Source organism: Bacillus sp. N5-665, assembly GCF_022637375.2.
GTDB lineage: Bacteria > Bacillota > Bacilli > Bacillales > Bacillaceae_G > Bacillus_A > Bacillus_A wiedmannii.
On the sequence record NZ_CP093325.1, the window covers coordinates 2,368,462 to 2,390,903 of the forward strand.

The following is a 22,442-nucleotide window of genomic DNA, read 5'->3' on the forward strand; positions in this document are numbered from 1 at the left end:
ATAAGGAGGCGTGAAGGGGGATAAGTACGGCCTACATATAAAACAATCAGTAACAAGAGTGTTTTGTGAAAATAATGAGTATAATGATTCCAAATGCATTGTTGCCTTTTCATCATTGGGAGAATGGATAGCTGTGTGGTTCGCATATGACACAGCTATCAACTATCTATACAATTTTAATAGAAGAGAGGAATTCTTTATGAAAACACGCAGTAAAATTACATGTGCAAGTCTAGCACTTTTAATAGCTGGAAGTTCCCTGTTATACATAACACCAGCCTCAATTGTAAAAGCAGAGCCCACGCAAAATGTATCTAGTTCGTTACAAACAAGTACTCAAAGCGATCGTACTTCCGTTAAGAAAGCAATGCGGGATACACTGCAACTAGGATACCCGGGAATACTCGCTCAAATTTCTAAGGGGGGTAAAACTTGGAGTTATACCGCTGGGGTAGCAGATCTGAGAACTAAGAAACCAATGAAAGCAGATTTTCGCTTTCGTATTGGCAGTGTAACGAAAACGTTCATTGCAACAGTTCTACTTCAATTAGCTGGAGAGAACCGCTTAAATCTAGACGACTCCATTGAAAAATGGATGCCTGGTGTCATTCAAGGAAACGGATATGATGGTAACCAGATTACTATCCGGCAGATATTGAATCATACAAGTGGTATTGCTGACTATATAAATTCAAAAGACTTTGATATTATGGATACAAAAAAATCGTATACGGCTGAAGAATTCGTAAAGATGGGGATTTCTCTTCCCCCAGACTTTGCCCCAGGAAAGGGTTGGTCTTATTCAAACACAGGATACGTAGTACTGGGGATCCTTATTGAAAAAGTAACTGGAAACAGCTATGCGGAAGAGGTTGAAAATCGGATTATTGAACCGCTTGATTTGTCAAATACATTCTTACCCGGCAATTCAAGCGTTATTCCAGGCACCAAGCATGCCCGTGGCTATATCCAACTAGACGGAGCAAGTGAGCTAAAAGACGTTACTTATATTAACCCAGGTAGCTCGGATGGAGATATGATTTCTACTGCTGACGACTTAAACAAATTCTTCTCTTACTTACTCAGTGGCAAATTACTGAAGGAACAGCAATTAAAACAAATGCTTACTACAGTTCCTACAGAAAGAGAAGGAACCGGATATGGTCTTGGAATCTTTGAAACTAAGCTTCCAAACGGTGTCTCGGTATGGGGACACAGAGGTGGCGTTCTAGGGTTTTCCACTTTTGCTGGTGGAACAATTGGAGGCAAACATACATTTGCTATCAATTCGAACAGTTTAAACATTAATAATCCGGAATTTTTTAAAAACATTTTACTTGCTGAATTTAGCAAGTAGGCAAAAAGGAAAAACGGATAAATTTTGTCATTTGTAATTAGTATAGAGGGGATTAAGTATGTAGAAACAATCAAACCAATCATGAGAGATGGGTAAGTAAAAGGATTGGTTTATACATTGGCCGATTAAAAGAGCAACAGATATAATGAGTGATTATTGTGTATATACTATTGTATTTGTATGGGTAGTGTAAGTAATTGTAAAATTTGTATAAAGTGCGAAGTCTAATTTAAGACTTCGTACTTTTGCTGTTTAACAGCTTTTATTGTGAAGCTATTAACGATAGAAAAAAGGAGAATGTAACTAGTTATGCGGATGAATCTTGGTACATGCGCTATGTAGGAGATTTTGCTGAAAAAATATACAAGAAAAAATCAAATTTAGAAGAATATATGTATTAGAGACAAGAAAGCTGAAGTAAATTAAAAATCTTTGCTTTTTTTGTTTTGGGAATAGTATTTTATTATCTTCACACATATAAGAAACAAAGGAATTTATATAAATTATGTTTTGATAATAAGGGTTTAATTGGTTTGTTTTGGTAGTTTTATGCTTATGAGTTATTTGGAATTCTAGCGGTTTTGTATACATAGTTTTTCTTGCCTTAATTGATAGCGCACAGATATAGCGGTTATTTTAACCAAAATTTTCATAAAAATACCTTCAAAAAGAACATAAGTTCGTGTATAATGAGAACAAATGTTCTTTTGTTAGGGGTGATAACCTTGTATGATTATTCTCTTTTACCGAATCGTATTATTCTTTGTGTAGATCTTCGTAGCTTTTATGCAAGCGTATCATGTATAAAAAAAGGACTTGATCCACGATATACAAAATTAGCTGTAGTAGGAGATATAAACCGCAGTGGATCAATCGTATTAGCAGCAACACCGCCACTAAAAGCATTAGGAATTAAGAAAATGGCAAGATTTTATATTGCCATTTTTTTTAGAGTTAAATTAAATTTAATAACTATATCAAAGGTTATCTTAATTTTTCTCAAAATAGAAAAATTTATGAGGCGAAATTAATTGGAAATCTTCATTTTTTTCAGAGATTGGAAAGGGAAGAGTGAAATAATGTTAGATAATACAAAAGCTGTTATATTAACTGGCTCCAGTTTTTTAAATAAAATGGACTGATACTTTAGAAAAAACTCATGTGTAACTAAAGTTATATAATCTTAGCTTGATAGGGATGTGGTGCTATCCCACATCCATCAACTTAAAGTATATATTTATACAAAGAATGGTTTGTTTTTCATATAGGTTTTGTTAAAAATCTATATGAAAAACAGAAAAAGATCATATTATGGAAATAAAACCTAGGATATGACCCGTTTTTAAACGTATCTCGGCTGAATCCCATGTACACCTCGCGTTTCATTATTGCACTCTACACCATACTCTATGTGTATGCGAAAAAGAGCGGAGCAAAAAAGCCGTATCATGATGATGGACGACGCTTTTTCACACATTCACATTTTAAATTTATCTCGATGTATCTGAAATCCTGAAAGAACGTAGTATTTCAGTTCACCCGAAACCCATCGTGTATATGGCAATCTCATCTATCAAATTTGGAAAGTGAAAAATAAATCTGCATGCTTATCTTGGTATTTGGATGAAATCTATATCAAAATTAAGAGAGACTGGTGTTATCTCTATGGTGATGTGCGCCACAAGAATGGCAATCCCTCTCACGAATTGTTAGATTTTTAAAGTCTTTGTTTTTGTATTTACAATTGGAACATAGTTGACTAGAAGCAAATGTTTTAAATACCATAACCACTTGTTTATCATACCATTTTGCTTTATATTCACTTAAGTTGTAACTTAGTTTAAGAAACATCGCAACAGAACCGAAAAGAGCGTTCTATTTCTTGTTTTTTCATAATATAGGTAAATTGGCGAATCCCCTCTACATAGACTACTATAGAGGATAGAGGTAAAAGCCGTTTCCTCTTCCAAAGAATGAGCATTTTCTATTTGGAGGTAATAGTATGTTTAATAATCAAAATGAACATAGGAAATGGGAAGGGATTCAGGTTGAATCTTTGAATTCTAGTTTAGTGGGGCCGACGTTTCCAGCTATTCCTTCCTTTACCTTCCCAACGGGAGCAACCGGACCAACGGGAGCAACGGGAGCAACGGGAGCAACCGGACCAACGGGAGCAACCGGACCAACGGGAGTAACGGGAGCAACCGGGCTAACGGGAGCAACCGGACCAACGGGAGCAACCGGACCAACGGGAGCAACCGGACCAACGGGAGTAACGGGAGCAACCGGACCAACGGGAGCAACCGGACCAACGGGAGCAACCGGGCTAACGGGAGCAACCGGACCAACGGGAGCAACCGGGCTAACGGGAGCAACCGGACCAACGGGAGAAACGGGAGCAACCGGGCTAACGGGAGCAACCGGACCAACGGGAGCAACCGGACCTACAGGAGCAACGGGAGAAACGGGAGCAACCGGGCTAACGGGAGCAACCGGGCTAACGGGAGCAACCGGACCTACAGGAGCAACGGGAGTAACGGGAGTAACGGGAGCAACCGGACCAACGGGAGCAACGGGAGAAACGGGAGCAACCGGGCTAACGGGAGCAACCGGACCTACAGGAGAAACAGGTACCATGGTTTTAACAGGAGTTGGAGATCCAACATGCGCTATTGGAAATTTAGGAGATATTTACATTGACCTATCCACAGGGAGAACATATTATAAGCTCTCTCAGCCAGTTCCTCCAATGGTCAGAGCTATTCCAGCACCTACCGGTGCCACAATTCCTGTGGGTTCAACGCAGACTTATACTACAATTGATGCAGCTTTAGCTGTCGCTAATAATGGTGACAGGTTATTACTTGACGCTGAGACCTTTATAATTACATCCACTGTTACTGTTAATAAATCGGTAACGATTGAGGGTCAAGGAATAGGGGCAACTACCGTCATTACTACCTTGAATACTGTAATCTCTATGTTTAATGTTACAGTATCTAACGTTATTTTTCGTAATATGTCAATTGTCCAAAATTTCCCTTCTGTTTTGAGTGTAGAGTCTGTTATTTCAATTAATAATTTGTTAGCAACAGGAATATATGTTGATAGTTGTGAAATTTCAGTATGCGAACTCGGTATCGCCATTAAAGCAACTGAATTCCAAATAACAAATTGTAATTTTACCTATGCACCCGCTGCTTCACCTAACAACGGATACTTCTATATCATTATTTCCTCTACTTCAGGGCAAAGTATTATTGACGGTAACACCTTTGTGTCTGACTCAGGTAACACGAGATGCAGATTTATCATCATAACCAATATAACCGTTAATTCAGGCACACTTCAAGGGAATTTAGTAATAAGCAATAATACACAAGACAACTTATCTCCCGCTACATTAAGACACCTGTTAGATATCGAGGAATTTGTTGGTACAAATTTTGGTTTGTTTCTTTTAAACAACACAACAGTAAATGAAGGAAATGTACCTGTTTTATTGTTTAACGCGGACTTTACTATATTTAAATTCATAGAAGTTAATGGTAACAGTATCCAAAATACTGCCGGAAAGGGAATTATAGGAATTGACTCGAGTTCTATCGGTCAAACACCTATTTTTAGTTCGGGTAATACAATTGCAAATCAATTTTTCACTCTAGGATGGGCTTCTGCAACCATTCCACTTAGTTTTATTGTGGGGTATAATACAACGGTAATCTCAGAGCCACCTAACCTGCCATTAACTAGTTGTTATTGGCTTATGTTGATTTGATGCCGTATAGATGTAATTTAGAAGTTTAATATGTTACTATGACCCCAAACAAGACCACCCAAATATTTGAATAACATTGTAGAACAAGAGCATCACTTTATTAAGAAACGTGTACATTCTATGTTAAGAATCAAGTTTTTTCACACAGCTATATCCTTGCAGAAGCAGGTGACATTTTTTGGTTTTTATGAAGTATAAGAAACCGTCAGAAGAAGTAGAGATTGAATATCGATGTAATTTCGAAAAAATAAGATCATTACTTTTGGGAACACAACTTTATTAGATTTTCTTGCAAAGTCTTTATGTATATATTAATAAAAAAAGAATGCACACAGATTAAAATGTGCATTCTTTTTTATAATAAAGCTTGATTAATAACTAACTGTATTCTTATTGCTATGACTATAACTTTCTTCCATAGCCAATGCATCTGCTTTAGTAACATGAACGGTACCAAATGGATGATTTGGAGGAGCGTATATCGAGTAAAGTTTTAACGGAATATTACCTGTATTAGTTACATTATGCCATGTTCCCGCAGGTATCATTATTGCAAAATCATCATAGGCATTTCTTTTAAAGTTCAAATTATCTTTACTCTTGCCCATTTGAACAATCCCCTGACCTTGTTCAATACGTAAAAATTGATCGACATTAGGATGTATTTCCAAGCCAATATCTTCGCCAACATTGATGCTCATTAAGGTAACTTGTAAATGTTTACCTGTCCATAAAGCAGTACGATACTTATTGTTTTGTTTTGTTGCTTCATTTATATTAACAACAAATGGTTCTGATCCATAATCTGTTAACGAAATACTTCCAACACCGTCGGAAAAACTAAAAGAATCAAATCTGTTTGCATACTCTATCTCATTGGGGAAAGTCCAGTAAACAGGAGGTCTTCCATAGTTATACGGTACATTAACATAATAAGGACACGGATACATAAAAGGAATATAGTACATTTTTCTCAACCCTCCACGATTTTATAAAATTATCCTATGCACTGGTTAAGTTAATGTACTTAGATTAAAGGTAACTTTTGTAAAGAAGGCTTTTTAGCATAAAAGGGGTATGGAAACAATTATGGATTTCAGGGGTTAATCTGGGATTAAATCCTATATTTTAATTTTGATAAGTAAATTTGAGAGCTTCTAAAGCATTTAAAATAAACAACTTGTTATATTATTAATAGAGTATATCCTATTCATAATGCTTGGTATGACTAGGTTTATCTCATTATCGTTATAAATCTGCATAATCCTGATGTGACACGGTTTAGTTTTTAGACATATTATGTAAATGTTTATGTAATTATTAACTGAGGTGAATTATTATGATAAATCCTTACTTTATTAAAAACAGGGCAATAGGCTCAGTCTATACAACCCATGGGGCTCAATCAACAATGCATGCAGTATATCATGCAATGCAGCATATGCCATACTATCAACATCCCGCTATACCTTATTATGAAACCATACAATATCATCCCTCTATAGAATATACACCTCAAAGTATATATCCTACCATTTTTACAACAATTCCACTTTATTAATCATCCTTCTGTTTTTAATTACTTTTAAACTGTATATACAACCACTGGGGAACTCTTCCCAAAATTCTCGTTTTTGGTCTGTTTGGCTTGGCGACACCCTTGATACTCTATATAGGAATGTAAATAAATAAAAAAAGAGTGTAGACATCTATACTCTTTTTTCTCTAACTATTTGAGACTTTTAAAGGGGCTCTTTCTGTTATTACAGATTTTAGACATACTTAGACTTCAGAAGAGGACCAACATTCGAATTTATTGGAGATATATGTACTACTCACTCGAAGTGTGAACTCTAAACGATCACATGAATTAAGAAAGTCAGTTGTTGAGGGTGAATTTTAGCCTGATTTTCATACACCAATCGAAGCGATGACGTATAACGACGCTACAAGAACTTGCAACGATGGTGTTTTACAATAATGTTGCTAAGGTTGCAAGTAAGCATGATCCAGATCTTGCTACATTATTACGCCGTCTTGCAAAAGATGAAACTCTTCATTATGCGTTTTATCGAGACGTGATTCGAACACATTTAGAATTGGAACCTAATTATTGCTATCATATTGCCAAGGTGATTAAGAATTTTAAAATGCCAGGTGCCGTCATGCCTGATTTTGAAAATAGAATGGCTGTGATTGCAAAAGAAGCGAACTATGGACCACTACATCAAGTACTTGATGTAGTGGTTGATTATTGGGGGTTAAAAGATTTACGACCAATTGCACCTTTAGCTGAAAAAGCAAGAATTGAGATTTTAGAATACCACACAAGATTGAAAAAAATACGTGATCGATTTGGTTGTTTTCAAGGGAAAACTGATCTACGTTAATGAGTAGAGATTTCAGAAAATAAGCGGGGTAATTCCCCTTCCCTTTATGGGAAATCTGACACACTCCCTATTGTTTTTGGGATGTTTTTTACTTAATTTAATTTTTTGTTAAAAATTTATTGACGGTAAAAATAATTTTATGATATTATAAAAAGTTTGATAAAAAATAACATGTGTGTTAAGGTTAAGAAGGTTACCATATATGGAGGTGGATTATATGTTTCAAATTGGCGATAACATTGTTTATCCAATGCACGGAGCAGGTATAATTGAAGCCATAGAAGAAAAAGAATTCTCAGGAAAAAAACAACAGTATTATGTTATAAAAATGTCAATCAGTAATATGCAAGTCATGATTCCTATGGGTAAAATACTAAGTTCGAGTATACGCCCAGTTACTGATATACTTGCATTAAAACACATTATACACATTTTTCAGTATGGAGAATCAGATGAATTATTGCCGTGGAAACAAAGGTATAAAGTGAACACGGACAAAATAAAAACGGGTGAAATACAAGATGGTGCTGAAGTTGTACGTGATTTAATGCGTATGAAGAAAGAAAAGGCACTGAATACAAGCGAAAAAAAAATGTTGGATAACGCACATGAATTTTTGATTAGTGAACTAGGATTAATTAAAGGGATCACTGAAAATCAAATAAAAAGTTTCTGTTAAGATTCATTATAGATAATGTATTACATCCCCCGGAAATATCCTGAATTTTTCGGGAATATGATGATTATTAAAAGTAAATCATTTCAAAGACATTCAACTTCTTCAACTCACTTTTAGAGTAGGAACCTCTTTTGTTATTACTTCAATCTTATCCATTTTTATTTTTAAATTTCTTTTACGAACGTTCAAAGTTTCATCAAATAACTCGATTAAATAGTCACTTGATTTTTGCAATCCTGATTCACACTGGCACGGACAAGGATCCGTAAGGATGAAAGAGAGGTAGGGCTTTCATTGTTTTAGGTAATATATTATCTAAGTCATTATTTCTAGAAGAAAAAACAATTAATCTCACCGCTATCTCTTTAAGAGTTCCTTACATCTACTGAGACAGTGAATAGTAATTGTTTATCTTCTTTACGTAAAATTGATAAACGAACTGGTAACACCTTATGGTCAACTACAAAAAAATGGTTTCCAGACCAGGAAACCATTTTTAATCTTATTTACATAACAATAGTAAATTAAGCAGTAAGAAGGAGTGCACACATGAAAAAAATGTTAACAAAAGAATTAAGTAATGAATTAAAGAAGCGAGAAGGGATTATTTCTATTACAGTTGAGCCTTATGAAAAAATCGAAGTTGGTGGAATTCGTGTAGATGGACCAGCTGTGATTCTAATTAATCAAGAATAGCTAAAAATAGTTGAATGAACGAAGAAAAGGATCAGCCTTTACGAGAAGGGAAGATCCTTTTTGTTTGCTACGGCTAATAACAGGATATACATATATTCCATCTGATGTGATGGGGTTCAAAGGAAGGAGAGGGTCCGGATTATCATAGTGGAAAGCTTAATATTGGTAGGATTTCTTTTTATTTTATATACATTAGTTGATCAAAAACAAATTAAGTATTTGAAACGATAGATTGTTTTCTTTTTAAGAGCGGAATTTATCTTATAGTGAAACGGATAATTTAAAGGAGGAATTTAGATGGATGCAAGGAAAAAACGCATAAAATACGAGAAGATGTCAAAGAATTATGATCGTATTTATTTAGTTTCGTTTATCCTATTAATTGTACTTGTTTGTAGTAGTGTGATTATCATAGGAGCTACAGGGGGAAAATATGGAGTATTTTTATTGTTAGCAATTTTACTTAACGCACGTATTACGAAAGAATCTCAAAAAAAGTATGAGCACTATTCTAATAAAGGGCGTATTTAAAATGATACATAACCAGAAAGGAACAACCTAGATGTATATTCAAAATATCCCTTTATCATCTCCTATTAACTAGTAAAAGTAACTTTATATAAATCATTTTTTTTAGCAATGCAGAAATAGAAACCGTACCCTATTAAAATGTTATTTCCGTCCATATAATGAATTATCCTTCTAGCATATTTATAAGATTTATATCATATATTAGTAGAAAGAATGCAAGTTAGAAAGGAGTCTTATAGAATGAGTTATTTGGAGGGAAATGACTTTAGTAAACAAAATATGGTAAGTGTACCTAATCCCTATGTATATCAGACATTACAATCAGTAATTGGTAAACATGTGGTTATTGAAACTGTAAGAGGCAATATAAGAGGTAAATTAAAGGATGTGAAACCAGATCATTTGCTCATTGAAGATACGGTGCCATATATTGTACGCATTCAACAAATTGTATGGATTATGCCAAAACAATAATCAAATTGCCTGTAATTTAATTTATAATAGATTAGCGTTATAGAGCATCAAATAAAAAAACAGGGTTTTATCTCTGTGTTTCTTCAAATTTTCGTTTTTGAATATATGCTTGAGCATGGATAATTTCTTTCTGAAGTTCTTTTAATTCTTCCGTAGATCCAGATTCAATCCTCATGTACGTAGTAACTAGACTAATCATCATATCCATCTTCTCTACTATATTTTGAATGACCTGTTCAGATTGCTCTTTTTTAGGGTGTTGTATTGCTATTAAAGCATTTTCTATATAATTGTTCTTTCTTTGCTGGATATCATAAATAAACTGTTTTGTGTTTGAATTCATTTGTTGTTCCTCCGTTTTGGATATGTTTCTATTGTATCACCTTTGAATAGAAAATACTGGATTTCCCTAAATTTAAATCTGTCTCACAGATCTACTCAAATATACAAACTAATTCCTGAACGTACAGGGAATTAATTAAAATGTGTCAATAATGTGTATTGATGATTTTGTTTTTTTGTTGTTACTAGTTCGTTAAAAAATACCCCTATTTATACATTGGTCATGGGAGTAGGTAGTTTGTCTTTACTCCCTACATAAACATCATGTAATTCATACACTTGGCCAGCTTGTAATTGTGTCATGATGTCTTCCAAATGAATTTGTATATATACCGGTCTCAATTGAGTGAGCTTTGTTTTAAATACAACTGTTTCGCACTCTTTTCTGTATATTTTAGTTGGTAACTTAAGACGTGATAAATAATATCCTTGCTTGTCTTTAGTAGACTTAAAGTCTTGTAAACGAAAACATCCTAAGTCACGAATATATAGTTCATTCTTTTGTGCCATGCCTGTTCGAGTCGCACTATATGGGGTAGTACCACATCACCATCAAGCTAAACAAGTAATTTACTAGGTACGAAATGATCCTTGTCTCAAAACTAGCAAGTGATAAAAAAGTAGGCATGCTAAATAAGCCTATTAAAACGCGATTTTTTCGCTAGGCAGCTTGTCTATGCTTCACCGTCGTTTTATACAAAATCCCTAGAATATCAAATACGGTCATCTTCTTATGTCTATGACATTTACGACCGTTCTTTTTGAGCAGTTGATAAAGGCTATGCAGAATTTTTAAAAGTTCTTCTGTGCCAGCAGCTATCGCTTGAAACAGTAACGGAAAGTAATCCTTAATCATATAAATCGCTTTGTATTCACTCAGCTCCCGCTTTTTCTTTTCAAACAGAAACTGACGCATTTGAAACATCGTAGAAGAACAGAGGAGAATGCCGATGAGTTGTCCGTATAAATGGCACTCTAGGCGTTCTCTTTTTATATTTTGACACTCATCAATTTCAAAGAATGACTTCCACGTTTTAAACAAAATTTCAATCTGCCAACGAAGTGAATACAATGCATGCACGTAGTTCGTTGGTACTTCTTCTAGCGACGTGTTCGTGATATATACATTCATGCCCATTAAACGTTTACTTTTATCCTTCATGACAATGCCTTTCTTCTTTTCACGTATCGCTTGGTTTTTCAGACGTGTTTGCGTTTGATCATCGGTTAAACGATGGATAATGACACGTGCTGGAAGTTTCTGATTTTGGCCAATGTATGCCTCGGGGATTTCCATCGTTTCACCGGGGATTAGACAAGACATCATTTGTGTCATATCAAGCTGGATGTATTCTGTTTGCTTTTTCAACGTACCATTATTGAAGTATTCTGGGTCAGGGTTCTTGATATAAATGCGTGTATTCAACTTCAACCGTGAGATATAGTAAGCTTCTTTATCATGAATGGTTTGTAAGTCTCCTAAATCGAAGTAACCAAGATCACGTAAACACAAATCGCTTGCTTCTACGGTTTCAAGGCAGATGGTACCGTATGTTTTATCATTATTCTTTCCTGGTCCAAGCTGCACGTTAAGAAATTGACCACTAAGTAAATCATATTCCAATTGGATTTTCACGCCTGCGGTATTACTACTCCCACCTGAACCTTGATAGTCAGTGGCGAATTGATCAGGTAGTTGAAACACTGTTGCATCTAGAATACGGATACGATTGAAAGTAGAGATTATATGTGCAGAAAGTGAGTGATCTGAACAGAGTTTTTGTGTGAGAAGAGAAGTAAAGACTTCTCGAAGAAATGCGACGGCTGCTGGATTAAAGCGTTGATTCAGTCCTTCTGGACTCATGAGTGTAGCTGTATTTTGGGTCCCGCCCCATCGCTATCAAGTTAAGCTCATACAACGTCAATTATAGTTGACGTTGTTTTTTTTCTAAAGGCTACATGTGAGGGAAATTAAAGAGTTGCATACGAAATAAACCCTAAAGGGTTTCATTTTTTTAATTTAAGCCGCTTGATTATCAGACATGGTGCAATTGTAAACGACACCTAATATATCAAAGACTGTTTTCTTCTCATACCTATGGGATTTTCGTCCGTTTTTCTGTAAGAGATTGAACAGACGAAACAATATCTTTGTTACTTCTTGGGCGTCTTTTTGTAAAGATTGATAAATAAGTGAGAAATAATCTTTTATGATATAAGTTGCTTTATATTCGCTTAATTCTCGTTTCTTCTTGATGAGGAGTAATTGGCGCATTTGAAACATGGTGGAGGAACAAAGAAGGATACTTATTAATTGTCCGTATAAGTGACATTCTAGTCTTTCTAATTTTACAGAACTACATTGATGAATACGAAAAAATGATTTCCATGTTTTAAAAATAAGTTCAATTTGCCATCGTAAGGAGTAAAAATCGTATACTTGCTCTTTTGGAAAATATTCCAATGGAATATTTGTAACGTAAAAGTTAATTGCACTAAGCCGCTTACTGCGTTCTTTATAGGTAATTTGCTTCTTATGTTCTTTAGATGCTAAATCCTTTTGTCTACGCTTCATTTGCGTTTCAGTTAATTTATACAGAATAAGTCTTGCAGGAAGCTTTTGATACATTCCAATATAGATTTCAGGAATTTCATATGTTTCACCTGACTGTAATTGATCAATAAATTGCTCCATATCTAATTGGATGTACTCAGATTGTTTTTTTATGGTTCCATTTTGAAAGTATTCAGGTTCTTTATTCTTCTGATATATACGTGTATTAAGCTTTAATCGTGAAATAAAATAAGCACCACACTCGCTTATAGTATGTAAATCTTTTAAGTCGAAATATCCTAAATCATGTATACATACATCGTTCGGTTGAAGGGATGTTAAACAAGTAGAAGCATACGTTTTATCATTGTGTTTTCCTGATCCTACATGAACATGAAGAAATTGACCACTTAGTAAATCATACTCTAGTTGAATTTTTACGCCAGCACTTTGACCGCTACCACCTGAACCTTGATATGTAGAAGTGAATTTATCGGGAATTTGAAAATGTGTAGAATCCAATATACGGATACGTCGAAAATAGTTTGTATACAAAGTTGGAATCTTGCTAGAAGAACAAAATTGTTGGTGAAGTAAATGCGCTAAGAGTTGTTGTAAAAACTGAACAGCCTGAGGGTTAAAACGTCGATTGAGTCCCTCTGGACTCATAGAAATACAGGTGTTAGCTTCTAATCGACTACATAATTGTGTCAATGAAGTATGAGCTATGTTTTTGCTTAACCAAACACAAAGAGCCACTAAGTCTTGTGCACGATATTTACTCCTTCGTTGTACAAACCCTATCTTTCTAGCTAACTGATCCAAAGCATGTGGTGACATATGTCGCTGTAATTCTTCAGTAAACAATTCTAATTCATCAGAAATCGATAAATCCATACTAAAAACGCCATCCTTTCTGTATGTTTCTACAAAAAGAATAGCGTATCTTTGCATTTTGAGGAAGTTTAGTTTTGTTAGCTTGATAGCGATCTGGTGCTACCCCATATTTGGAATTTTATGTTCGTTCAATATAATCTACTTCTGTTTGTTAAAGATGGATTGATCATATCCGTTACTGCACGAAATAGATTTTCCGGATATTCAGCTATTCGATGACATAAATACAAGTACCACTCTTTTCCGTAAGTTAAATATACTTTACAGTTGTACCCCTTACTTTTTAAATCCATTAACAAATCTGGACGGATTCCGTAGAGCATTTCCATTTCTACGTTGGGTTGATTAAGGTATTGACGGTTTTCCATTTCTTGAATAAGCATTTCATCATGTGTGGCTATGGATACTGGGTGGTTAGATTCTATTATTTGTTCTACAAGTTTAAGATAACGATTATTTAATTCCTTTGATCTAGACATAGCAACATCAGCTGTTTCTTGATAAGCCCCTTTGACAACTCGTATTTTCCCAGGATAATGAACTAATTCCTGAACATCATCGTTGGACCTATATAAATGTGCCTGTATAGTGATCCCTACATTAGGATATTGCGTAGTTGTTTTTTTATAGATATCAAGAATATCGTCAGTTTTTGATGTTTCTTCCATACTTATCATAAGTGTAACGCCGTACAGATTTGCTTTCTTGGCTAACTCAAGTAAATGAATATAAGCTGTTTCTGGATCCACAGATAATCCAATATGTGATAAATCAAACGAAACAGTCGACTTCATGGAGAACAAACCCATTTCTTCAATAAGATTCAAAAACTCGTTTTTGGCGTTTCGGCATTCTTCTAAATCTGTTGTATTTTCACCAATGTATTCCAGTGATATAGAATAACCTCTTGAAATTAGTTCTTTTGCTATTGCAAGCCCATCTTGCCTATGCTCTCCGGTTACAAACCGTTTGGCGGCTTGCAATAATAAAGGATAGAGTTCATTGGACTGCTGAATATAAGATTTAATATGTTCATTTCGTGCAACCGATTTAAGTGCTTGGGTGACTTGAATCTTTGGATTAGTCATAACTTACATCTCCTTTTTCATATTTACATAAACTTTATCATGGTAAAATGGTTTATATTAGTACCATTTATAATGAATTTTCAAAGTACCAATTTTAGATAAGGAGTAAATTTCAATATGCTTTGGATACCCATTGACCGGTCATTAGATATACCATTAATTAGACAAGTTTATCAGCAAATACGAGAACAAATTTTAAACGGGGACTTACAATCAGGAGAAAAACTACCGTCGACACGTGAACTATCTTCTGAGTTGAATGTATCCAGGAATGTGATTTTGGAAGCGTATGATCAATTATTGGCTGAAGGATTTTTAGTTGCAAAAAGGGGTGCTGGAACATTTGTTGCTGAAGGAACTTTTTTAGAACAACAGAATAAAACACCTTCATTTCATTATGTGAATTGGAGTGAAGATAAAAATAAAGATGATAACATCATCAACTTTCGTTCAGGTATACCAGCACTGGATTTATTTCCGCGTAAGACATGGGCAAAATTGTCTCATACCATATGGAATGACATTGCACCTTCTACTTTTGGATACGATATTCCCGAAGGACGTCCGGAATTACGACAGGTTTTATCACGCTATTTACTGAAAACAAGAGGTGTTGATTGTCATCCAGAACAAATTGTGATTACATCTGGTGCAACCCAAGCTATGACACTTGTTTCTAAATTACTTTTATCGCCCGATGATACAGTGATAATGGAAGATCCAATCACCAATGATATTCAAACTATATTTAAAACTTCAGGTGCTCTTCTTTACCCTATACCTGTTGATGAATATGGAATGAAGACATCGTTGCTGCCATTAAATAATTATCCAAAGTTTATCTTTGTTACTCCGTCCCACCAGTTTCCGTTAGGAGGAACGTTACCAATTCAACGAAGGATTCAATTAATTAACTACTCTAGAAGAACAAATTGTTATCTTGTTGAGGATGATTATGACAGTGAATTTAGATATGAAGGACCACCTGTAAGTTCATTACAGGGATTGGATTCAGATCGTGTATTATATATTGGTTCGTTTAGTAAAATCTTATCACCAGCCCTTAGAATGGGATATTTAATTCTTCCTTCACAACTTATTGAAAAATGTCGCAAGCTAAAATGGTTTTCGGATTTACATACCCCTTCTTTAGAGCAGCTTATCCTTGCCCGTTTTATTGATGAAGGCTATTTGGAACGACATATTATGAAGATGAAGAAAATGTACAAAAAACGAAGAAACTTCCTTATTCATTGCTTAAAAACAACATTTTCGAATAGGGTTAATATTTTCGGTTATTCAACAGGCTTACACCTAATTGTTGAATTAAATGAATCCCATTTTTCAAAAGAATTACTCGAATGGATCGAACGGTTTGGAGTTAAAGTATATCCTGTAGAAGATCATACTATAGAAAAAGGAAAACATCATAATCGAATTATTTTAGGTTATGGGCATCTAAAAAATGAAGAAATTAAAGAAGGTGTGACCAGACTACATAAAGCAATATATAATTTTAAATCCAAAAATTAAAGCCGAGCCGTCCTTAGCTTAGCATGAGGACAACTCGGCTTAGTTTTCTGTCAGGATCCCATCACTATCCAGCTAAAATTTTATAGTATCTCCAGAACGAAATTTTGTGTTAACTTGTAACAAAAAGTTCATTTTTTCGTTTTGGGGTAATTCTGGATTTTTAACTTGATAGCGATGTATAGTGCCCCCTAATACATAAAAATATATTTCACTTTACTCACCTCTTTATATTATTGTTGCAAACACAACAATAATGAGTTATATTTAATACATAAACTTTTTGTTGTATTTGCAATAAAAAACGGTTGAGGAGTTAATTATGAAAGAAATTCTTCGTGAAATTGGAATGATTGCAAGGGCATTAGATTCTATTAGTAATATAGAATTTAAAGAATATGACCTCACAAAAGGGCAATATTTGTACCTTGTACGAATATGTGAAAACCCCGGAATTATTCAAGAAAAGTTAGCTGAGATGATAAAAGTAGACCGAACAACAGCAGCACGCGCTATAAAAAAACTAGAAATAAATGGATTCATCGATAAGAAAGATGATACCCATAACAAAAAAATAAAAAAACTTTTCTCAACAGAGAAGGGCAAGAATGTTTATCCTTTTATAAAAAGAGAAAATGATTATTCTAATATCGTTGCATTAAATGGATTTACAGAAATGGAAGTGAAGACCATCTTTAACCTTCTTCAAAGAGTGAGGAAAAATGTAGAAGTTGATTGGGATTTTGTTAAAAAAGGAAACAAAAGAAATTATTAATTATATGAAATTCTTTGCATTTGCAACGAAAAATCAAGAGGTGAAATTTTATGAGTTGGAATTTAAAGAAATTTGACGAGTTAACAAATATTGAACTATACAATCTTTTAAAAGAAAGAACTTTAGTTTTTGTGGTTGAACAAAATTGCCCTTACCCTGAAGTTGATGGTAAAGATCCTTTTTCATATCATCTTTTTAAAGAAGACAATGGAGAAATTATTGCATATTTAAGGATTGTACCTGCAGGTGTTTCTTATCAAGAAATTTCTATTGGAAGAGTCTTTGTAAAGAAAGAATACAGGGGACAAGGAATTGCAGAGGAGCTTTTAAAAAAAGGGCTAGATTTTATCCAAAACGAATTAAAAGAAAAAACTGTTAAAATTCAAGCCCAAGATTATTTGAGAAAATTCTATAGTTCCTTTGGTTTTCAAACCATTTCCCAGACATATTTAGAAGATAATATCCCTCACGTCGATATGCTTTTACAAAGATAACACAACTGGTCATTATTGGATAAGTTATATCGAGGTGTAGAAGAGATTGTTATGGGTTACACTTAAACAAACTGGGACGTTAGCTTAAAGTACCAAATTAAAAAAACGACTCCTAAAATTTGTAAAGGAATCGATTTTTTTTTGCTCAATTTAATTTAACGTTGTAAATCCGCATTTTCCTGACGCTACCCCTTGTAGACCCCCCAGAACGAAATTTTGAGTTAACTCTTAACAAGAGCTCATTTTTTTCGTTTTGGGGGTGACCTATTTTTTTAGCTTGATAGCGATGTGACGCTACCCCAAATATAATTATTTTATTTGAAGGTTGTAGTTTTAGAATAAATTTTGATTAAAAGACTCCTTTCAATTTTTGTTTAGCAACAAAAAGAGCAACTCCATTTTGAAAAAAGATTGATCGAAATGGAGTTGCTCTTTTAATATAAGAATATGATTTTTATATTACATATTGATCGGGCAAATACCTCAAAGATTAGTTAGAGGAAGTGATTCCCTTCAGAAACGCTTTTGTCTGCTTCAGACTAAGTATACTGGCCGGAGAGGCCATACCAAACTGATAGCCGTGACCCGCTTTTATCTCGTTGGGGTCGAAAAATAAAGAAGTAACTGGTACGTCTTTTTCTTGAAGTGTAGCGACGAAAGTCCTGGCTTGTGTTTCAAATGAATTCGTGTTGCCGTCGGTTACAAATGCAGGAGGGAAGTCTTTAGTGATATACTTTGACAGATTTAAGATATCAAACTTCGGATTGTCCATCCAGTTCTTATCACCCAAAATGCCCCAGCCCATACGTTTGATTACGAATTGTTGCACGGGATTTAGATCGCTATGCTGAAATGCTGTAATATCGTAGGGGGCGCTATATAGTAATAAGCCCTTGATTGTATTCTTCGATACAGATTGCGGGACTCCCACGAGATTTGCATATTCAGAATTGGTTTGGATCAGGGCAAATTCCCCGGCCAAGAAAGCTCCCGCTGAGGAACCGGCCAAGATCACCTGCGATGGGTCCAAGGGGTATTTTTGAGCTAACTTCTGCAAATAAGACAATACCTCGCCGACTTGCTTCGTTTGATCAAACAAAGTGGCCCCTGGCGCTAACTCGTAATTCATGGATACTACAGCAAAGCCTTCCGAGGCTAGCGCCCTTGAATAATCGGCAGGCATATACTTGTCTCCATTAATAAAGCCTCCACCGTGGATAAAGATGATTACAGGCAATGGCTTCGAATAGGTTTGAGGAAGGTAAAGGTCCAATTTATTTTCTTGGTACTTGGATGGATATGAGATGTCAGAGAGAACCCGAGTTTGTTTCATAAGAGCAGGCAAATCGGATGGGTGGGAGCCATAATTTTCAGGATTATTCTTGCTGGCGAGCATTTGGAGCGCCCAAATGCTCGGCTGAGGTGTCCAAATGGTGAAGGCAGCCGTGATTAGAACAATCATCAAAACAGCAATCCCTGTAAGCTTGATTAATTTGAAGGTGCGCTTTTTTTCTATTCGTTGGTTGGGTATTTGTACTTGTGTCATTGGTTAACCTCCTACATCCATGTCTTCGGTTTGAGCATAACCGGTCATTTTTAATATGAATTTCATGGACGATCTCGTTTATTTAATTATATCACTTCTAAACTGAATCGTAATTCGAAAACTTATTCAATTAAAGCGCCCTTTAATTGAATAACAGAGGAGTTTCTATTAGCTAGTTTAGTCGAAAAGGGAAAAATACTAAGGTTGATATACAGTGATCAACCAATACTGCAGTAATGTTTATAATAATACTTATAATCATTAAAGACCATTCTATAACCGTTCGTACTTAATGTAGAAGAACTTACACCTAGTATTAAAATAACTATTTGTAAAGGTCAGTTTTTAACCAATCTGAATCCCCCTTTAAACATAACATCCTTATTTTTTAATATCAAAAAATAAGGATGTTATTGATTGTAAGATAGTTATCTATGGGTATTTAACTTATTTTTTCTTTTTGGGGGTATTTGCATTTCTTAGCTTGATGGCGATGTGGTGCTACCCCATTGCCATCAACCTAAGAAAACAATTTACCCCCAAAACGAAAAAAATTACTTTGTTTTAAAGTTGCAAATGATTTTTGCTCTGAAGTATTTTTCTTTTTTAGTTGTTAGACGAGAATCATATATCTTAATGGGTTATTTTTAAAATAATAAAAAAATTCAGATATTTACATAGATACCAATAGGTGATATTATATAAAAAATAAATGCGATGAAGAGAAGAGTAAATAAAGTGAATTCTATACAGAGAACCCTGGTAGCTGAAAAAGGGTTAGAATATCTTTATTGAAGCAAGCCTCAGAGCAGCACGTCGGAACCTTTTAGGAGGGGGTGATGTGACGGGAGTTCCCGTTATAGAGCTAAGGTATAAGCATTTTTACATGACGTACCTGATAAGGTTAATATGGCGACATATTAATAAACTAGGGTGGCACCGCGATGATAAATCTCGTCCCTAAGACTTCAAGTCTTGGGGGTGGGATTTTTTTTTGTTAAACAAGAAAGTAATAAAAATATACTTAGGAGTGAGATTGATGAATTTAAAAAAAATGAAAAAAACTGTTATGGCTCAAATATCAATTCAGGAATTAACTGTGAAAAATATTTATAAATGCCTAAACCTAAAGTTAGCAGAGAATCAAGTTGATCGAATTGCTCCTAATGTTTATTCCATTGCAGAGTCTAAGGTAGATCCCAGTTTTACACCGTACGCGATACATTTGGATGAGGAAGTTATAGGATTTGTGATGACGGAACATCATTCAAACGAGATTGAAGAGAGGAAGTATTGGATTCCTAGGTTTATGATAGATGTCTCTTATCAAAGAAAGGGATACGGGAAAGAGGCGATGAAACAAGTCATAGATATGCTCACAAAGAATGATGACTGTCATTATATTGGCCTTTCAACAGAGCCAGATAATTATTCGGCACTTCAATTCTATGAGTCACTTGGATTCGTGAACACAGGCGAGTTGTTAGAGGGAATTGAAGTTATTTTACTATTAAAAGTTAGACGGTAACCTTCACTAAATGCCCTAGCAGGAAAAATAAGTTATTTATCTAGGATGAAGTGACCAATACTCTTATTCAGCAAACGGGCGCGATTGTTTCACTCCTTATTTTTTATGATTTTTTACGATTTAGGTCTTGATAAAATACTTATAGGGCTACCGCCACATCGCTATCAAGCTAGGATTTTTCACTATGCATCAAGTAAATAAAACGTTATCCTTTCTATAGAATTATAAGAAAGGATGGCGTTTTTTATGAATCTTTCGATTCTTGACGAACTTCAACCAATCGCTGAAGAATTACAACGATATATGTCTCCTGACGTTCTAGAACACCTAGCTTTTATGAATCTTTCGATTCTTGACGAACTTCAACCAATCGCTGAAGAATTACAACGATATATGTCTCCTGACGTTCTAGAACACCTAGCTAAAGAAAAAGGATTTGTTCAGCGAAAGAGTAAATATCAAGCAAAGGAGTTAGTTGCTTTATGTGTATGGCTCAGCCAGCAGGTTGCAAGTACATCACTCACACAATTATGTAGCTATCTTGAAGTATCTACAGGTGTTCTTATTAGCCCTGAAGGGCTTAACCAACGATTTAATGCTTCTGCGGTACAGTTTCTTGAACAAGTTCTAGCTAATCTTCTAACTCAAAGAAATTATTCCACAAAAGAAATAATTCACCAATATTCCACGACCTTTAAGCACATTCGGATTCTAGATTCTACAACATTTCAGCTTCCAGATACGTTTTCTTCACATTATCAAGGTTCAGGTGGAAGTAGCCATACGGCAGGAGTCAAAATTCAATTAGAGTATGATCTATTGAGTGGGAAGTTCCTGCACGTTTATGTAGGAGAAGGAAGAGAAAATGATAAAATCTTTGGTTCAACAACCCTGCAAACCATTCAATCAAAAGACTTGTATATAAGAGATTTAGGCTATTTCGATTTACATGATTTACAGGATATCCATGATAAAGGGGCTTACTATATCTCACGTTTGAAATTAAATTCCCGAATCTATCGTAAGAATGAGAAGCCAGAGTATTTTCAAAATGGGACTGTGAAGAAAGGGACACTTTATATTCAGTTAGATATGGAAGAACTTATGAATCAACTGTCTCCTGGCCAAACAATGGAGATTTCAGAAGCATACATTGGACAGTATCAAAAATTACCATCTCGTGTTATTATTCATCGATTAACAAAAGAACAAACAGAGAAAAGACTAAAGGAACAAGCTAAAAAAGAAAAGAAGAAAGGTATTATCTACAAAGAACGAAGTAAACGATTAAGTGGGATCAACGTGTATATTACAAATCTTTCTGTAGAAAATGTTCCAATGGAACATATCCATGACCTGTATTCATTGCGCTGGCAAATTGAAATTTTGTTCAAAACATGGAAATCTTTCTTTCAAATTGACAAGTGCAAAGAAATCAAAAAAGAACGCTTAGAATGCCATTTATACGGGCAACTCATTAGCATTTTACTCTGTTCATCGACAATGTTCAAAATGCGTCAGTTACTCTTAGACAAGAAAAAGAAAGAGTTAAGTGAATACAAATCCATCTATATGATAAAGAATTATTATCTATTGTTTTATGAGGGAATACTGAATGGAACCGATGAATTATTAAAAGTTTTGCTGCGTTTGTTTTACCTTTTAGAGAAAAACGGGAGAAAATCTCACCGGTACGAAAAGAAAACCGTCTTTGATATCTTAGGTGTTGTGTATGACTATACGATGTCAAAAAGTTACAAGGTTGCATAGTGTTTTTTTAAAC

17 protein-coding genes, 6 pseudogenes and 1 other annotated feature are annotated in these 22,442 nt (G+C 34.7%); of the genes and pseudogenes, 15 read left to right on the forward strand and 8 right to left on the reverse strand.

What is annotated here, in order from left to right; all coding sequences use genetic code 11:
* Positions 1-199: 199 nt before the first annotated feature.
* The 3 genes and pseudogenes from MNO09_RS14765 to MNO09_RS14775 form a co-directional block, all read left to right on the forward strand.
* A complete protein-coding gene (locus tag MNO09_RS14765) occupies positions 200-1,357 on the forward strand; it encodes a serine hydrolase domain-containing protein (RefSeq protein WP_002096487.1) in 1,158 nt (385 codons plus the stop codon).
* 725 nt (positions 1,358-2,082) lie between these two features.
* Positions 2,083-2,292: pseudogene (locus MNO09_RS14770) on the forward strand (Y-family DNA polymerase); the annotation flags it as partial.
* 556 nt (positions 2,293-2,848) lie between these two features.
* Positions 2,849-3,024, forward strand: a pseudogene (locus tag MNO09_RS14775) (IS6 family transposase); the annotation flags it as partial.
* Here MNO09_RS14775 and MNO09_RS14780 read toward each other — a convergent pair.
* Positions 2,999-3,178 (reverse strand): annotated as a pseudogene (locus tag MNO09_RS14780) (zinc ribbon domain-containing protein); the annotation flags it as partial. The pseudogenes MNO09_RS14775 and MNO09_RS14780 sit on opposite strands and share 26 nt — an antisense overlap.
* A gap of 181 nt (positions 3,179-3,359) precedes the next feature.
* Here MNO09_RS14780 and MNO09_RS14785 point away from each other — a divergent pair.
* Positions 3,360-5,135 carry an exosporium leader peptide-containing protein gene (locus MNO09_RS14785; protein WP_277884436.1) on the forward strand — a complete coding sequence of 592 codons (1,776 nt, stop codon included), beginning with the start codon at positions 3,360-3,362 and terminating at the stop codon, positions 5,133-5,135.
* A 371-nt stretch (positions 5,136-5,506) separates the two neighbouring features.
* Here the strand turns inward: MNO09_RS14785 and MNO09_RS14790 are convergent, their stop codons facing one another.
* Positions 5,507-6,103: a cupin domain-containing protein gene (locus tag MNO09_RS14790; protein ID WP_044796583.1), complete on the reverse strand. Its 597-nt coding sequence runs from the start codon at positions 6,101-6,103 to the stop codon at positions 5,507-5,509.
* 371 nt (positions 6,104-6,474) lie between these two features.
* Here MNO09_RS14790 and MNO09_RS14795 point away from each other — a divergent pair, with 371 nt between their 5' ends.
* The 6 genes and pseudogenes from MNO09_RS14795 to MNO09_RS14820 all read left to right on the forward strand — a co-directional run bounded on the left by MNO09_RS14795 (position 6,475) and on the right by MNO09_RS14820 (position 9,905).
* Complete coding sequence (locus tag MNO09_RS14795) at positions 6,475-6,696, forward strand: hypothetical protein (protein WP_098014584.1); 222 nt, start codon at positions 6,475-6,477, stop codon at positions 6,694-6,696.
* A 168-nt stretch (positions 6,697-6,864) separates the two neighbouring features.
* Positions 6,865-7,525 (forward strand): annotated as a pseudogene (locus tag MNO09_RS14800) (acyl-ACP desaturase); the annotation flags it as partial.
* 217 nt (positions 7,526-7,742) lie between these two features.
* Positions 7,743-8,204 carry a CarD family transcriptional regulator gene (locus MNO09_RS14805; protein WP_176536737.1) on the forward strand — a complete coding sequence of 154 codons (462 nt, stop codon included), beginning with the start codon at positions 7,743-7,745 and terminating at the stop codon, positions 8,202-8,204.
* A gap of 549 nt (positions 8,205-8,753) precedes the next feature.
* The gene (locus MNO09_RS14810; RefSeq protein ID WP_000738547.1) at positions 8,754-8,900 is read left to right on the forward strand and encodes a BC1881 family protein; all 147 of its coding nucleotides are present in this window, start codon (positions 8,754-8,756) and stop codon (positions 8,898-8,900) included.
* Positions 8,901-9,197: 297 nt separating this feature from the next.
* Positions 9,198-9,431: a hypothetical protein gene (locus tag MNO09_RS14815; protein WP_000340044.1), complete on the forward strand. Its 234-nt coding sequence runs from the start codon at positions 9,198-9,200 to the stop codon at positions 9,429-9,431.
* A gap of 240 nt (positions 9,432-9,671) precedes the next feature.
* Positions 9,672-9,905 carry a YuzF family protein gene (locus MNO09_RS14820; RefSeq protein WP_000120818.1) on the forward strand — a complete coding sequence of 78 codons (234 nt, stop codon included), beginning with the start codon at positions 9,672-9,674 and terminating at the stop codon, positions 9,903-9,905.
* A 67-nt stretch (positions 9,906-9,972) separates the two neighbouring features.
* On the opposite strand, the gene MNO09_RS14825 is transcribed toward MNO09_RS14820, so the two are convergent.
* The 5 genes and pseudogenes from MNO09_RS14825 to MNO09_RS14845 all read right to left on the reverse strand — a co-directional run bounded on the left by MNO09_RS14825 (position 9,973) and on the right by MNO09_RS14845 (position 14,786).
* Positions 9,973-10,248: a hypothetical protein gene (locus MNO09_RS14825; protein ID WP_001087712.1), complete on the reverse strand. Its 276-nt coding sequence runs from the start codon at positions 10,246-10,248 to the stop codon at positions 9,973-9,975.
* 227 nt (positions 10,249-10,475) lie between these two features.
* Positions 10,476-10,778 (reverse strand): annotated as a pseudogene (locus MNO09_RS14830) (IS4 family transposase); the annotation flags it as partial.
* A 130-nt stretch (positions 10,779-10,908) separates the two neighbouring features.
* A pseudogene (locus MNO09_RS14835) lies at positions 10,909-12,126 on the reverse strand (IS4 family transposase); the annotation flags it as partial.
* Positions 12,127-12,267: 141 nt separating this feature from the next.
* Positions 12,268-13,698: an IS4 family transposase gene (locus MNO09_RS14840; protein ID WP_241950180.1), complete on the reverse strand. Its 1,431-nt coding sequence runs from the start codon at positions 13,696-13,698 to the stop codon at positions 12,268-12,270.
* A gap of 128 nt (positions 13,699-13,826) precedes the next feature.
* A complete protein-coding gene (locus MNO09_RS14845; RefSeq protein ID WP_098098295.1) occupies positions 13,827-14,786 on the reverse strand; it encodes a proline dehydrogenase family protein in 960 nt (319 codons plus the stop codon).
* Positions 14,787-14,903: 117 nt separating this feature from the next.
* Between MNO09_RS14845 and pdxR the strand changes: the two genes are divergently transcribed.
* The 3 genes from pdxR (at position 14,904) to MNO09_RS14860 (ending at position 17,585) form a co-directional block, all read left to right on the forward strand.
* Complete coding sequence (gene pdxR, locus MNO09_RS14850; RefSeq protein ID WP_098014578.1) at positions 14,904-16,319, forward strand: MocR-like pyridoxine biosynthesis transcription factor PdxR; 1,416 nt, start codon at positions 14,904-14,906, stop codon at positions 16,317-16,319.
* A 319-nt stretch (positions 16,320-16,638) separates the two neighbouring features.
* On the forward strand, positions 16,639-17,091 hold the full coding sequence (locus MNO09_RS14855) for a MarR family winged helix-turn-helix transcriptional regulator (protein ID WP_088081194.1): 453 nt from the start codon (positions 16,639-16,641) through the stop codon (positions 17,089-17,091).
* Between the two features lie 50 nt (positions 17,092-17,141).
* Positions 17,142-17,585 carry a GNAT family N-acetyltransferase gene (locus MNO09_RS14860; RefSeq protein ID WP_000118761.1) on the forward strand — a complete coding sequence of 148 codons (444 nt, stop codon included), beginning with the start codon at positions 17,142-17,144 and terminating at the stop codon, positions 17,583-17,585.
* 490 nt (positions 17,586-18,075) lie between these two features.
* Here MNO09_RS14860 and MNO09_RS14865 read toward each other — a convergent pair whose 3' ends face one another.
* On the reverse strand, positions 18,076-19,131 hold the full coding sequence (locus MNO09_RS14865; RefSeq protein WP_088081193.1) for an alpha/beta hydrolase: 1,056 nt from the start codon (positions 19,129-19,131) through the stop codon (positions 18,076-18,078).
* Positions 19,132-19,839: 708 nt separating this feature from the next.
* Positions 19,840-20,096, forward strand: a binding site (T-box leader).
* A gap of 74 nt (positions 20,097-20,170) precedes the next feature.
* On the opposite strand from MNO09_RS14865, the gene MNO09_RS14870 reads away from it, so the two are divergent.
* Both MNO09_RS14870 and MNO09_RS14875 read left to right on the forward strand, forming a co-directional pair.
* Positions 20,171-20,659: a GNAT family N-acetyltransferase gene (locus MNO09_RS14870; protein WP_098098293.1), complete on the forward strand. Its 489-nt coding sequence runs from the start codon at positions 20,171-20,173 to the stop codon at positions 20,657-20,659.
* Between the two features lie 336 nt (positions 20,660-20,995).
* Complete coding sequence (locus tag MNO09_RS14875) at positions 20,996-22,429, forward strand: IS4 family transposase (RefSeq protein ID WP_098098292.1); 1,434 nt, start codon at positions 20,996-20,998, stop codon at positions 22,427-22,429.
* The last annotated feature ends 13 nt before the right edge of the window (positions 22,430-22,442 follow it).